Raw genomic sequence first — 12,047 nt, forward strand, 5'->3', positions numbered from 1 at the left:
CGCGAAACGCCAAAGAACGATCAGTACGCGCCGTACATGCGGTACGTGCTTACAAGTGCGCCAGCTTCTCCAGCACCGGCGCGGCGGCGCGGAGCTTCTCCCACTCGTCGTCGTCGAGACCCTCGGCCAGCGTGGCGAGGAAGGCGTTCCGCTTGCGGCGGCTCTCCTCCAGCATCGCCTCGGCCTGCTCGGTCTGCGTGACGACCTTCTGGCGCCGGTCCTCCGGGTGGGGCTCCAGCCGGACCAGGCCCTTGGCTTCGAGGAGCGCCACGATCCGGGTCATGGACGGCGGCTGCACGTGTTCCTTGCGGGCCAGCTCGCCGGGCGTGGCCCGGCCGTACTTGGCGAGGGTGCCCAGGACCGACATCTCGGTGGGGCTGAGCGACTCGTCGACCCGCTGGTGCTTGAGGCGACGGGACAGCCGCATGATCGCGGAGCGCAGGGAGTTCACGGCGGCAGCGTCGTCGCCATGGGTAAGGTCCGGCATGTTCTTTAGGGTAACTCATTACTCTCCCTAAGGACCACTGGGGGCGACCCCTCGACTGCCCTCTATGACGTGACGCTCACCACGGCACGGTCCCCATCGCCCGATCGAGTGATCTGGGAGTGGAAAGCGGCGCACCACGGTCGGCGTCCCCGACCCTCGTCTCCATGGGGACCAGCGTGCTCAGCCTGCGGATAGACGGCGACCTGCTCGAACGCCTGCGGCACCATGCCGCCAAACGCGGAATGAGCGTCCAGGACTACGTGGTCCGGACGCTCATTCGCGACGACTTCGACGAACGGTTCCAGACCGCCGTCGAGGAGACGGAGAAGTTCTACGGGGAGACCGTCACCTGAACTCCGGCCTCCCCCGCCCCGCTCAGGTAAGGCCCAGAGCGGGCATCAGGTAGTAGAACGCGAACACCGCCGACACCACGTACATCGCCACCGGCACCTCCCGGCTCCGTCCGGCCGCGAGACGCAGCACGACGAAGGTGATGAAGCCCATGCCGATGCCGTTGGTGATCGAGTAGGTGAACGGCATCATCACCATGGTCACGAAGGCCGGGATGGCGATGGTGTGGTCCGCCCAGTCGATCTCCTTGACGGAACCGGCCAGGATCAGGAAGCCCACCGCGAGCAGCGCCGGGGTCGCCGCCTGCGACGGGACCATGGTCGCGACCGGCGTCAGGAAGAGCGCCACGGCGAACAGCGCGCCGGTGACGACGTTGGCGAAGCCGGTGCGCGCGCCCTCGCCGACGCCCGCCGTGGACTCGACGAAAGCGGTGGTGGCCGAGGAGGAGGAAGCGCCGCCCGCGGCGACCGCGACACCGTCGATGAACAGGACCTTGTTGATGCCCGGCATCTGCCCCTGGGCGTCGGTCAGCTTGGCCTCGTCGCTGACGCCCATGATCGTGCCCATGGCGTCGAAGAAGCAGGACAGCAGCACGGTGAAGACGAACAGGACGCCGGTCAGCACGCCGACCTCGTCGAAGCCGCCGAACAGGCTGACCTCGCCGATGAGGCCGAAGTCGGGGCTGGCGACCGGGTTGCCGGGCCAGGTCGGGGTGGTCAGGCCCCAGGACGGCACGTCCGCCACGGCGTTGATGATCATGGCTACGACGGTCATGGCGACGATCGAGAGCAGGATCGCGCCGGGCACCTTGCGCACGATCAGCGCCAGCGTCAGCAGCGCGCCGAGGATGAAGACCAGCACCGGCCAGCCGTTGAGGTGGCCGTCGGCGCCGAGCTGGAGCGGGACGGTGGTGTGGGCGGCGTCCGGCATCCGGGTGACGAAGCCCGAGTCGACCAGACCGATCAGCATGATGAACAGGCCGATGCCGATGGCGATGGCCTTGCGCAGCCCGTAGGGGACGGCGTTCATCACGCGCTCGCGCAGGCCGGTGGCGACCAGGACCATCACGATGAAACCGGCGAGCACGACCATGCCCATGGCGTCCGGCCAGGACATCCGCGGGGCGAGCTGGAGCGCGACGACCGAGTTCACACCGAGACCGGCGGCGAGCGCGATCGGCACGTTGCCGATGACGCCCATCAGCAGCGTCGTGAACGCCGCCGTCAGCGCCGTGGCCGTGACGAGCTGCCCGTTGTCGAGCTGGTTCCCGTACATGTCCTTCGCGCTGCCGAGGATGATCGGGTTCAGCACGATGATGTAGGCCATCGCGAAGAAGGTGGCGAAGCCGCCACGGACCTCGCGGCCGAGCGAGCTGCCGCGCTCGGAGATCTTGAAGTAGCGGTCGAGTGCGCCGTTCGCGGGACGGCCGCCCGGCTGCTCAGGGGCGGGGACCTTGGCGTCAGTGGCCGAGGTGGACATGCGGGACCTCATCCCCAGCGGACGCTCCCCCCGCGCCGTTGGAGTTTTCTACGAATGAAAGTGGTCAAATGCAAACGGTTTCAGTATGAACATATGAGTGCCGTAAACGCTATCTCCGCGCGTAGAAGCGGTCGGGATCTGCCTCACACCGGACGCGGACCGCCTCGTAAGCTGTCCCCATGGCGAAGTGGACACCCAGGCACGAGGCGCCGGAGCCCCTGGAGGGGCCCGTGGTCGCCACCATCACCGGCGGCACCGTCATCTGGTTCGTCCTCTTCCTCGTCCAGCTCCCGTTCTACGGCTGGTTCGACGACCACGGGCACACCTGGTGGCTCTGGACCTGCCTGGCCGGGGGCGGCCTCGGCCTGATCGGCGTCTGGTACGTCCGCAAGCGGGACGCCGCCCTCAAGCGCGCCGCGGCCAGCCCGGAGGCCACCCCCGAGGCCAGCGCCTGACGTCCGCCTGACGTCCGCCTGACGCGGCGTACAACCACCGCACTACGGCCGTCCTCCCGTAGTCGGATCTTCGCCGTCTTCCCCGGGTGAACGCCCGCCTCCCCACGTACCGTCGAAGGCATGACGCACACCGACGCGGGCGCCGCACTCGATCCCGCTCACCCCGTGCGCGTGCCCACGCCGACGTCCGCGGCCGGTCTGACCGCCAGCGAGGTCGCCGAGCGGGTCGCCCGGGGCGAGGTCAACGACGTGCCGGTGCGCAGCAGCCGGTCCCTGACCGACATCGTCCGCGCCAACGTCTTCACCCGGTTCAACGCGATCATCGGCGTGCTCTGGGTGATCATGTTCTTCGTCGCGCCGATCCAGGACAGCCTGTTCGGCTTCGTCATCCTCGCCAACACCGGCATCGGCATCATCCAGGAGTGGCGGGCGAAGAAGACCCTGGACTCCCTCGCCCTGATCGGTGAGGTACGGCCCACCGTGCGGCGGGACGGCGAGGCCACCGAGGTCAGCACCTCGGAGCTGGTCCTGGACGACCTGATCGAGATCGGGCCCGGCGACAAGGTCGTCGTGGACGGCGTCTGCGTCGAGGCCGACGGGCTGGAGATCGACGAGTCGCTGCTCACCGGCGAGGCCGACCCGGTCGTCAAGCACCCCGGCGACCAGGTGATGTCCGGCAGCTTCGTGGTCGCGGGCGGCGGCGCCTTCCAGGCCACCCGGGTCGGCCGCGAGGCGTACGCGGCGCAGCTCGCCGAGGAGGCGTCCCGGTTCACGCTCGTCCACTCCGAGCTGCGGTCCGGGATCTCCACCATCCTCAAGTACGTCACCTGGATGATGGTCCCGACCGCGGTCGGGCTGGTCGTCAGCCAGCTCGTCGTCAAGGACAACGACTTCAAGGACTCCGTCGCCCGGACCGTCGGCGGCATCGTCCCGATGGTCCCCGAGGGGCTGGTGCTGCTCACCTCCGTCGCCTTCGCGATCGGCGTGATCCGGCTCGGCCGCAAGCAGTGCCTCGTCCAGGAGCTGCCCGCCATCGAGGGCCTCGCCCGCGTCGACACCGTCTGCCTCGACAAGACCGGCACCCTCACCGAGGGCGGCATGGACGTCACCGAGCTGCGCCCGCTCGACGGCCATGACGAGTCGTACGTACGCCAGGTGCTCGGCGCGCTCGGCGAGTCCGACCCGCGGCCCAACGCCTCCCTGAGGGCGATCATCGACGCCTACCCGGACAGCGAGGAGTGGCGGTGCGTGGAGTCGCTGCCGTTCTCCTCCGCCCGCAAGTACAGCGGCGCCTCCTTCAGCGAGGGCAACGGCGAGGCCAGCACCTGGCTGCTCGGCGCCCCCGACGTGCTGCTGGCCGACGACGACCCCGCGCTGGCCGAGACCGACCGCCTCAACGAGCAGGGCCTACGGGTCCTGCTGCTCGCCCGCGCCGCCCGGGAACTGGACGACCCCGACCCGACCCGGGACGCCAAGCCCGCCGCCCTCGTCGTGCTGGAGCAGCGGCTGCGGCCCGACGCCGCCGACACCCTGCGCTACTTCGCCGAGCAGGACGTCCACGCCAAGGTCATCTCCGGCGACAACGCGGTCTCGGTCGGCGCGGTGGCGGACAAGCTGGGGCTGTCCGGGACGGTCGTGGACGCCCGCCGCCTGCCCGCCGACAAGGACGGCATGGCGGCCTCCCTCGACGAGGGAACGGTGTTCGGGCGGGTCACCCCCCAGCAGAAGCGGGACATGGTGGGCGCCCTCCAGTCCCGCGGGCACACGGTCGCCATGACCGGCGACGGCGTCAACGACGTGCTCGCGCTGAAGGACGCCGACATCGGGGTGGCGATGGGCTCGGGGTCGGAGGCGACGCGGGCGGTGGCGCAGATCGTGCTGCTGAACAACAGCTTCGCCACCCTGCCGTCGGTGGTGGCCGAGGGCCGCCGCGTCATCGGGAACATCACGCGCGTGGCGACGCTGTTCCTGGTCAAGACGGTGTACTCGGTGCTGCTCGCGGTGCTGGTGGTGTGCTCGCAGGTGGAGTACCCGTTCCTGCCCCGGCACCTGACCCTGCTGTCCACGCTGACGATCGGCGTCCCGGCGTTCTTCCTCGCCCTCGCGCCCAACACGGAGCGGGCGCAGCCGCACTTCGTGCGCCGGGTGATGCGGTACGCGATCCCGGGCGGCGTGGTGGCCGCGGCGGCGACCTTCACGACGTACCTCGTCGCCCGGTCGTACTACTCCGGTACGGACGCGCTGGACGCGGAGACCAGTGCGGCGACCCTCACGCTGTTCCTGGTCTCGATGTGGGTGCTGGCGATCATCGCCCGCCCGTACACCTGGTGGCGGGTCGCGCTGGTCGCGGCGATGGGCTTCGGGTTCCTGCTGGTGCTGGTGGTGCCGTGGCTCCAGGAGTTCTTCGCGCTGAAGTTGGTCGGGATGACGATGCCGTGGGTCGCGGTGGGCATCGCGGCGGTGGCGGCGGCCACCCTGGAGGTGCTGTGGCGCTGGGTGGGCCGCCGCTTCCCCGCCTGAGGCCCGGCTACTTCACGTCGACGTAGTCACCGGTGGCGTTGACCGGGGCGGTGCTCGCCAGGCCCGCGAAGGCGAAGCGGTAGTAGCCGTCGGCGGTGGCCTTGACCGTGGTCTTCAGGGCGCCGCCGGTGCCGGAGGTGATGGTCTTCAGGGTGGTGTAGGAGCCGGTCTTGGTCCGGTACTGCAGCTTCACCGACTGCCCGTTGAGCCCGACGTACCGCGCGTTCGGCCAGTCGGCCCGGGTCAGCTTGCCGCTGACGGTGACGGTGGCCCCCTTGGCGACCGGCTCCGGGGAGGCGTTGACGGTCAGCTTGGCCATGCGCTTGAGCCGGGTCGTGCCGATGTTGCCCTGCATGGCGACGCCCACGTTGTCCCAGTTGACGTTGTCGGCGAGGGGGTCCTCACCGTTGTAGTCGATGGCGTACCCACCGATGTTCCAGACGGTGGCGTCCGAGTTCGTCAGCTCGATCTCGGGATAGATGTCGATCGTGGCCGTGCAGTTGGCCGTGGTGCTGGAGGTCGCGGTGCAGTTCGGCCACTGGTCGCCGATGAGCACCTTGGTCGGTTCCACGTAGCTGCCGCCGCGCCACAGCTCGATGTCGAAGTACAGCTCCGGGTCGTTGATGTCGACGTCGGCGCCGTGGGTGACCTTGTAGGTCACCGGGACGGCCTTGTGGAAGCCGGTGCCGAGGACGATGGACGAGCCGTTGTTCACCTTCACGTTGGAGAAGGTGAAGTTGAGCGCGTACGGCGAGCCCGTGTCGGCGGTGGCGGCGAAGGCGCTGCGGCCCGACTGGGCCGCGGCGGCGGCCTGACGGGCCTCCTGCACCGACTTCGTCAGGTCCGCGGGGCTGTACGAGGTGGACCCTTCCGCCTGCGCGAGCGGCGCGGCGAGGGCGGAGAGGACCAGGGCGCCGGAGACGGCGGCCACGGTGGCGCGAATACGCATTGCGTTCCCCATGGAGGAGAGGGGCCCCGCTGCCCTTCGCGCCTTGCGGCCCGTGAGCACGGCGGAGCACAGGTGATCGTGGAGCCTGTTGGCCCACACGATCAGATCCGTGACGGCCGTGAATGGTTGTAACGGCCGTGAAGAAAATATGAGGATTCAGTCGAACCAGCGGTCCCGGGCCAGTTCCTCCGTCCGGGACGGGTCCTCCAGCAGCGCCGCGACCTCGAACCGGCGCGGCCACTGCCGCGCCGCCCAGGCCAGCCCGGCGGCGACGCCCTCCAGGGTGGCCGCGTGCAGCACCCCGTCGTCGGTGAGCCGCCAGTCGATCTCGACACCGTCGACGACGAGCTCCTCGTGCTCGACGTACGACGACGGGGTACGCGGCCCCAGCAGCACCCGCACCGACTCCGGTACGTCGTGCTCGACGCCCTCGGAGTCCACGGCCCCGGTGACGGACTCGCTCAACCGCCGCACCTGGAACAGCTCCGCCAGCTCCGCCGCCCGCGCGGGCCGCACCGGCAGCAGCGGCACCCCGCCGGTGAACGGCAGCAGGTCGGGCGAGTCGACGACCACCGCGTCCGCGGCGTCGACGATCTCCACCCGCCCGTCGACGACGGCCCGCAGCTCGTCCGGCAGGGTGACCTGCTCCGGGTCGAGGTCGGCCAGGGCGCCGTACAGCCCGTGCAGTTGGGCGGCGGTGACGGTGCGCTCCGGGTCGGCCAGCCGGTCCAGCAGTTCGGCGGCGCCGCCCGGCTCGTCGAGCAGCGCGGCGACGGACGTCCGTACGCCCAGCGCCCGCAGCACCTGCTCGTCGTCGAAGCCGGTCGCGTCGGCCTCGTCGTACAGGCCGCGCAGCAGCGGGTCGCCCCCGGCGGCGAGCAGCCCGGCCGGGCGGCGCCCGTCGAGCACGGGGTGCCCGCGCAGCCACCACGCGGTGTAGGGCCGTACGACCTCGTGGGTGCCGTCGGGCAGCAGGACCCGCACGGACTGCACGAGCGCGTCCCGCAGCGGCGGCTTGGAGAGCAGGGACAGGGCGCGCGCCCACTGGTCGTCGGCGACCAGGTCGAGATCGCGTACGGCGGTCAGCTCGGTGGCGACGGGCGGCACCGGGCTGTCGGGGAAGCGGTCGAGGATGTCCTCGCACCACACGTCGACGGCGTCCAGCAGCCCCGGGTCGTCGGGCTCGGGGAAGTCGCCCTCGCGGGGGTCGAGTTCGTCCGGGTCGAGGACGACGTCCGTGGCGCGGACGAGCGCGAAGTCGGCGAGGACCCCGCAGGCGGCGAGCGGGCCGACGCCCCACTTCTCCGCCAACTCGGCGTCCACGAAGGGGAGTTCGCCCGGCCGGATAATCTCCGCGAAGGGGCTGCCGGGGAAGACCAGCTCGGCGGCGGGGGCGAGTTCGCCGTCCTCGTCGGGCAGCGCGAGGGCGCCGAGCCAGGGTTCCTCACCGGCGTCGAGACCGGCGTCGCGGACGAGGGCGAGGACGGTGTCGGCGAGTTCCTCGGCGTCCGGGGTGTCCTCGTCCCAGGCGCCGCCGTCCTCGTCGAGGGAGGCGGCGACGGCGGCCCGCACCTGCGGGGTCGTCAGCACGGCGCGGGGCGTGGCGGGCAGCGCGCCGAGCTTCTCCAGGAGGGGGTGGGCGGCGTCCGGGTGGGCGACCTTGAGGCCGAGCCGGGCGAGGACGTCGGCGTCGAGGCGGGCGGCGTCGGCGGTGGGCAGCAGCACCTGGCGGGGCCCGATGGTCGTCCGGCCGTCGGCGAGCGGCACGGGCAGCCCGGAGAGCCGGTCGGGGTCGACCCCGGCGAGGCTGTCGTAGAGCCGCCGCCACCACTCGGGCGCCTTCTCCAGACCGGCGAGCCGGTCGATGGCGTCGGTCAGCGGCACCCGGGCGACGCCGAGCGTGCGCAGCTCCACGCGGCGCTCAAGCCCCGCGGGCAGCAGCGTCGGCAGCACCTCGGCCAGCACCCGCACGGTCTGCGCGCCCGCGCCCTCGACGACCTCGGCGTCCCGGGGGCGCAGCGCCTCCGGGAGGCCACCGTCCTCATCGGAGGCGTCCGCGTCGGCGGGGGACGGTTCGGCGGCGGGTGGCAGGAAGGCGGTGCGGGGCAGCCGCGCGAGGACGGCCTGCCGCAGCGCGCCGTCCAGCTCGCCCTTGCCGAGCGGACCGGGGACGAGCCCGATGACGCCCTCCCCGACCGGCCGCCAGTCCGCGAGCAGCCCGGCATAGGCGTCCGCCGCGCGCTCCACCAGGAAGTCGGTCAGCGGTCCGGGCGCGGTGTGCCGCCGGGTGCTGTCCAGCGGGAACGACGCGATGAGCAGCGCGGGCACGCCGAGGGGCTCGTCGCTGGGGGTGGGCGCGTGCAGGACGGGGCTGGTGCGGGGCCGCTCGGGCGCGCCCCCGGCGTCCACGGGGACGGCCCACGTCACCGACCAGTGCGGACGCAGCCGCTCCTCGACGGGCCGGTCCGCGAGCAGGTCGGGGGTGAGCGCGCCGTGCGCCGAGGCGGTACGCCAGCGGGTGGTGCCGTCGCGGTCGTCGGCTACGACGGTCAGCTCGCCCTCGGTGCGGCGGCTGAGGGTGCGGACGGTGTCCCCGACCTCGACCACGACCTCGGCCAGGCCGGGCAGGGCGAGCAGCAGGGCGTCGTCCACGGCGGTCAGCAGCCGCTCGGCGAGATCGGCGGCGGCCGGGTCGCGCAGCGGGAGGATGACGGCGGTGTCGTACGGGTCCGGGGCGGTGCCCTCGGCGGGGTACGGCAGCCGCAGCAGGGGGACGTGGCCGTCGCGGCGGCGAAGCTCGTCACCGAGCCCGGGGCTGCGCGCGGCGGTCTCGGCGGCGAGGTCGCGGGCCTCGGCGAGGGACCAGCGGACGCCGCCGTGCCTGCCGACGACGGCCGGTTCGTCGGTGACCGACAGCACGGCGGCGAAGCCGACGCCGAACCGGCCGACGGTGGCGGCCTCGGCGTCCCGCTTGGCGGAGGCGCGGAGGGTGGCGAGGGACTCGACACCGGCGGCGTCGAGGGGGGCGCCGGTGTTGGCGGCGACGAGGACGTTGTCCCGCAGGGTGAGCCGGAGACGGCCCGGGGTGCCCGCGCGGGCGGCGGCGTCGGCGGCGTTCTGCGCCAGCTCCACGACGAGGCGGTCCCGGTAGCCGCCGAGGACGAGGTCCTCCTCGGCGTTGGCGTCCTCACGGAAACGGGCCGGACTGGTGGCCCAGGCGTCCAGGACGCCTCGCCTGAGACGGGCCGTCCCGAAGGGATCCGCACCCTCGGCTGCGGGCCGCACGAACTTGCTCACGTCCACTCTCCTCATCGGCGTGAGCACGAAGGTACCGGAGCACCGCGCTGGCCTATGCCGGGGACAGGTCAGCCCTCGGCTGCGTAGGTTATGAAGCCCGCCCAGGCGGTCGGCGTGACGGCGAGCTGGGGGCCCTCGACGTTCTTGGAGTCACGGATGTGGACGGTGCGGGGAGTCGCGGCAACCTCGACACACGAATCGCCTTCGCTGCCACTGCTGTAGCTGCTCTTGAACCATGCCAGATCAGTGGCGTTGTCGGCCGAGGCTTTGCGGATCATGTCTCCCCCAGCAGTCGCTCGATGAAGGCCGTTGACTCACGCGGAGTGAGAGCCTGAGCCCGGATGATGCCATAGCGCAGTTCCAGGATACGAAGCTGCCTCAGGTCACAGACCGGTCGGCCGTTTGCCACTACGGGCGAACGACCCACGGCCGAACCGTCCGCGAACTTCAGCACGTCGATTCCGCCATCCACACCCGCGTGCCCTTCACAGTCCATCGGCATCACCTGAAGCTCGACGTTCCGCAACCGTCCCGCCTCCAGGAGATGCTCAACCTGCCGTCGCAGCACCGCCTTGCCTCCCAGTGGGCGCCGCAGCGTCCACTCCTCCAGCACGAAACTGATCTCCGGGGCAGGGTTCCTGTCGAAAACGGCCTTGCGGGCCACGCGCGCGGCGATGAACCGCTCCACCTCCTCCTCCGAGTAGGCGGGCCGCCGCATCCTGAGCAGCGCACGGGCGTACTCCGGGGTCTGCAACAGCCCGTGGATGTTCAGCGGGTCGTAGAGCTGGAGCTCGACTGCCTTCGCCTCCGCCTGCGCCAGGTCCCGCACCTTCTTCGGGTACCGGACCTTCCGTACGTCCTCCTTCATGGCGGCGAGCAGCCCGCCCGCCTCCAGCACCTCGTCCGCCTTGTCGAGGTACTCGGGCCGGGGGATACGCTTCCCGCCCTCGATCTTGTACACGAGGTCCTCGCCGTAGCCGACGGCGGTACCGAAGTCGGCGGCGCGCATCCCCACGGCTTCCCGGCGGAGTCGCAACTGCCGCCCGACGGTGCCGATGACCGCCATGCCCCATTCGTCGTCCGGGTCCACCTCCCAACCCGGTTCGTCGGTCTCGGCCTTGATCCGGCTCTCGGTCGTATCCACCGACATGCGCTCCCCCTCCGTCTCCCGTCCACCCCTCCAGTCGGTCACTGTGCGTGCCGACTCCGTCACTCATCACCGTACGCACACCGCACGCCGTCAAGTGACACGAACAGGGAAACCGCCCACCTCAGGGGCTCAGTTGCCGCATCCGCCCGCACCGGGGCCCGACCTTCCGGGCTCCGGTGCGCCGGGCGTCTCCCAAGAAGAACCACACGAGGAAAGAACCCCACCAAGCCCCACCCCACCCGCCCGCGTTCCGGCCTCACCCGCACGGGTGAACATCCCCAAATCGGCTGGATTGGGCGCCTGTTGCCTGCCCTACGCTCAGCGCGACACCACCGCAGACATGCGACGGCCCTCGCCGGGACCGGCAATCCCAAGGCGAGGGCCTGACCACCAAGGAAGAAGAAGGCCTTCCTGATGGATACGCAGCACCCTAGCGTGCCCCCGCACGCCCAGTCCCGCCCTACGGGCAACAGCCACCCGAACCGGCGGCCTTACTCAGGCCCTCCCGAGCACTCGACCGGGCTGGTGCACGACAACGCCCGCCACACCACCCGCTTCACGGTGATCGGCAACCACCTGGCGCAGCACCCGGAGTTGTCGCTCCTGGCGATCGGCCTGTCGGTGCACCTCCAGTCCCTCCCGGCCGGTGCCCGCGCGGACATCAAGACCCTCGCGGCGCGCTTCCCGGAGGGCGCGGGCCGGATCGCCGCCGCGCTGCGTGAGCTGGAGACCCACGGATACCTCCGCCGTCCCCGGCAACGCGTCCCCGGCGGCCGTATCGTCACCCGCACGATCTCCTGCAACCAGCCCGGCCACCACGACCGTCAACCCGCCACCCCCGATGCCGCACCCCCCGCGCAGGCCGCCAAGCCGCGGCAGCGGACGCCCCGCAAGAAGGCCCTGCCCGCCGTTCCTCGTCCGGTGTACCCCTCTCCTGGTCTCCTCCAGGCGGCAACGGACCTTCTCGTCGGCCTCCACCGCCTCGATCCTCGTCTGCTCCTGTCCGCTGAGGACGTCACCCACCTCGCCCCGGGCGTCGCCGCCTGGCTGGAACGCGACATCGCCCCCACGGCCGTACAACGAGCCCTGACCGCCGACCTTCCGCCCGAGGGTCTACGGCGGCCCGCCGCCCTCCTGGCACACCGCCTCACCGCCCAGCTACCGCCTCCCCCGCCGTTTCGCGCCCCGGCTTCCCCAGCGGCCGCACGGCACCCGCTCCAGAACTGCGACGGCTGTGACCGCGCGTTCCGAGCTCCACGACCTGGCAGGTGCCGGTCGTGCACGGCGGCAGCCAACGAGGTGACGCGAACCCAAGACGCCGACGAGTGCCTACCGGCAAGATGACCGGCACCCGTGGCC

10 protein-coding genes are annotated in these 12,047 nt (G+C 71.5%); 4 read left to right on the plus strand and 6 right to left on the minus strand.

Annotated features, from left to right (window positions below; all coding sequences use genetic code 11):
- Window positions 1-49 precede the first annotated feature (49 nt).
- Complete coding sequence (locus ACFQZ6_RS16215) at window positions 50-487, minus strand: MarR family winged helix-turn-helix transcriptional regulator (protein WP_381609344.1); 438 nt, start codon at window positions 485-487, stop codon at window positions 50-52.
- A gap of 164 nt (window positions 488-651) precedes the next feature.
- On the opposite strand from ACFQZ6_RS16215, the gene ACFQZ6_RS16220 reads away from it, so the two are divergent.
- Window positions 652-840, plus strand: coding sequence for a ribbon-helix-helix protein, CopG family (locus tag ACFQZ6_RS16220; RefSeq protein WP_381609348.1), 189 nt, complete (start codon window positions 652-654; stop codon window positions 838-840).
- 22 nt (window positions 841-862) lie between these two features.
- Here ACFQZ6_RS16220 and ACFQZ6_RS16225 read toward each other — a convergent pair whose 3' ends face one another.
- Window positions 863-2,317, minus strand: coding sequence for an NCS2 family permease (locus ACFQZ6_RS16225; protein ID WP_381609350.1), 1,455 nt, complete (start codon window positions 2,315-2,317; stop codon window positions 863-865).
- 179 nt (window positions 2,318-2,496) lie between these two features.
- Here ACFQZ6_RS16225 and ACFQZ6_RS16230 point away from each other — a divergent pair, with 179 nt between their 5' ends.
- Entirely contained in the window at window positions 2,497-2,772 is a 276-nt protein-coding gene (locus ACFQZ6_RS16230) for a DUF2530 domain-containing protein (protein ID WP_381609353.1), read from the plus strand.
- A 120-nt stretch (window positions 2,773-2,892) separates the two neighbouring features.
- Window positions 2,893-5,292, plus strand: coding sequence for an HAD-IC family P-type ATPase (locus tag ACFQZ6_RS16235; protein WP_381609356.1), 2,400 nt, complete (start codon window positions 2,893-2,895; stop codon window positions 5,290-5,292).
- A 7-nt stretch (window positions 5,293-5,299) separates the two neighbouring features.
- Here the strand turns inward: ACFQZ6_RS16235 and ACFQZ6_RS16240 are convergent, their stop codons facing one another.
- The 4 genes from ACFQZ6_RS16240 to ACFQZ6_RS16255 all read right to left on the minus strand — a co-directional run bounded on the left by ACFQZ6_RS16240 (window position 5,300) and on the right by ACFQZ6_RS16255 (window position 10,688).
- Window positions 5,300-6,241, minus strand: a complete 942-nt coding sequence (locus tag ACFQZ6_RS16240; RefSeq protein WP_381609360.1) for a hypothetical protein — start codon at window positions 6,239-6,241, stop codon at window positions 5,300-5,302.
- 156 nt (window positions 6,242-6,397) lie between these two features.
- On the minus strand, window positions 6,398-9,538 hold the full coding sequence (locus ACFQZ6_RS16245) for a sacsin N-terminal ATP-binding-like domain-containing protein (protein ID WP_381609363.1): 3,141 nt from the start codon (window positions 9,536-9,538) through the stop codon (window positions 6,398-6,400).
- Between the two features lie 68 nt (window positions 9,539-9,606).
- Window positions 9,607-9,816 carry a DUF397 domain-containing protein gene (locus ACFQZ6_RS16250; RefSeq protein ID WP_381609366.1) on the minus strand — a complete coding sequence of 70 codons (210 nt, stop codon included), beginning with the start codon at window positions 9,814-9,816 and terminating at the stop codon, window positions 9,607-9,609.
- Window positions 9,813-10,688: a helix-turn-helix domain-containing protein gene (locus ACFQZ6_RS16255; RefSeq protein ID WP_381609369.1), complete on the minus strand. Its 876-nt coding sequence runs from the start codon at window positions 10,686-10,688 to the stop codon at window positions 9,813-9,815. The genes ACFQZ6_RS16250 and ACFQZ6_RS16255 overlap by 4 nt, the downstream gene beginning before the upstream one ends.
- Window positions 10,689-11,102: 414 nt before the next feature.
- Here ACFQZ6_RS16255 and ACFQZ6_RS16260 point away from each other — a divergent pair, with 414 nt between their 5' ends.
- Entirely contained in the window at window positions 11,103-12,032 is a 930-nt protein-coding gene (locus ACFQZ6_RS16260; RefSeq protein ID WP_381609372.1) for a helix-turn-helix domain-containing protein, read from the plus strand.
- Window positions 12,033-12,047 lie beyond the last annotated feature (15 nt).

The organism is Streptomyces flavalbus, from assembly GCF_042674625.1.
Taxonomy (GTDB): Bacteria; Actinomycetota; Actinomycetes; order Streptomycetales; family Streptomycetaceae; genus Streptomyces; species Streptomyces flavalbus.

Excerpts from the sequence above, each read along its gene's own strand:
- ACFQZ6_RS16250 (WP_381609366.1), bottom strand. The coding sequence starts at position 9,816 with ATGATCCGCAAAGCCTCGGCCGACAACGCCACTGATCTGGCATGGTTC.
- ACFQZ6_RS16230 (WP_381609353.1), top strand. The coding sequence starts at position 2,497 with ATGGCGAAGTGGACACCCAGGCACGAGGCGCCGGAGCCCCTGGAGGGG.
- ACFQZ6_RS16260 (WP_381609372.1), top strand. The coding sequence starts at position 11,103 with ATGGATACGCAGCACCCTAGCGTGCCCCCGCACGCCCAGTCCCGCCCT.
- ACFQZ6_RS16240 (WP_381609360.1), bottom strand. The coding sequence starts at position 6,241 with ATGCGTATTCGCGCCACCGTGGCCGCCGTCTCCGGCGCCCTGGTCCTC.
- ACFQZ6_RS16255 (WP_381609369.1), bottom strand. The coding sequence starts at position 10,688 with ATGTCGGTGGATACGACCGAGAGCCGGATCAAGGCCGAGACCGACGAA.
- ACFQZ6_RS16220 (WP_381609348.1), top strand. The coding sequence starts at position 652 with ATGGGGACCAGCGTGCTCAGCCTGCGGATAGACGGCGACCTGCTCGAA.
- ACFQZ6_RS16225 (WP_381609350.1), bottom strand. The coding sequence starts at position 2,317 with ATGTCCACCTCGGCCACTGACGCCAAGGTCCCCGCCCCTGAGCAGCCG.
- ACFQZ6_RS16215 (WP_381609344.1), bottom strand. The coding sequence starts at position 487 with ATGCCGGACCTTACCCATGGCGACGACGCTGCCGCCGTGAACTCCCTG.
- ACFQZ6_RS16235 (WP_381609356.1), top strand. The coding sequence starts at position 2,893 with ATGACGCACACCGACGCGGGCGCCGCACTCGATCCCGCTCACCCCGTG.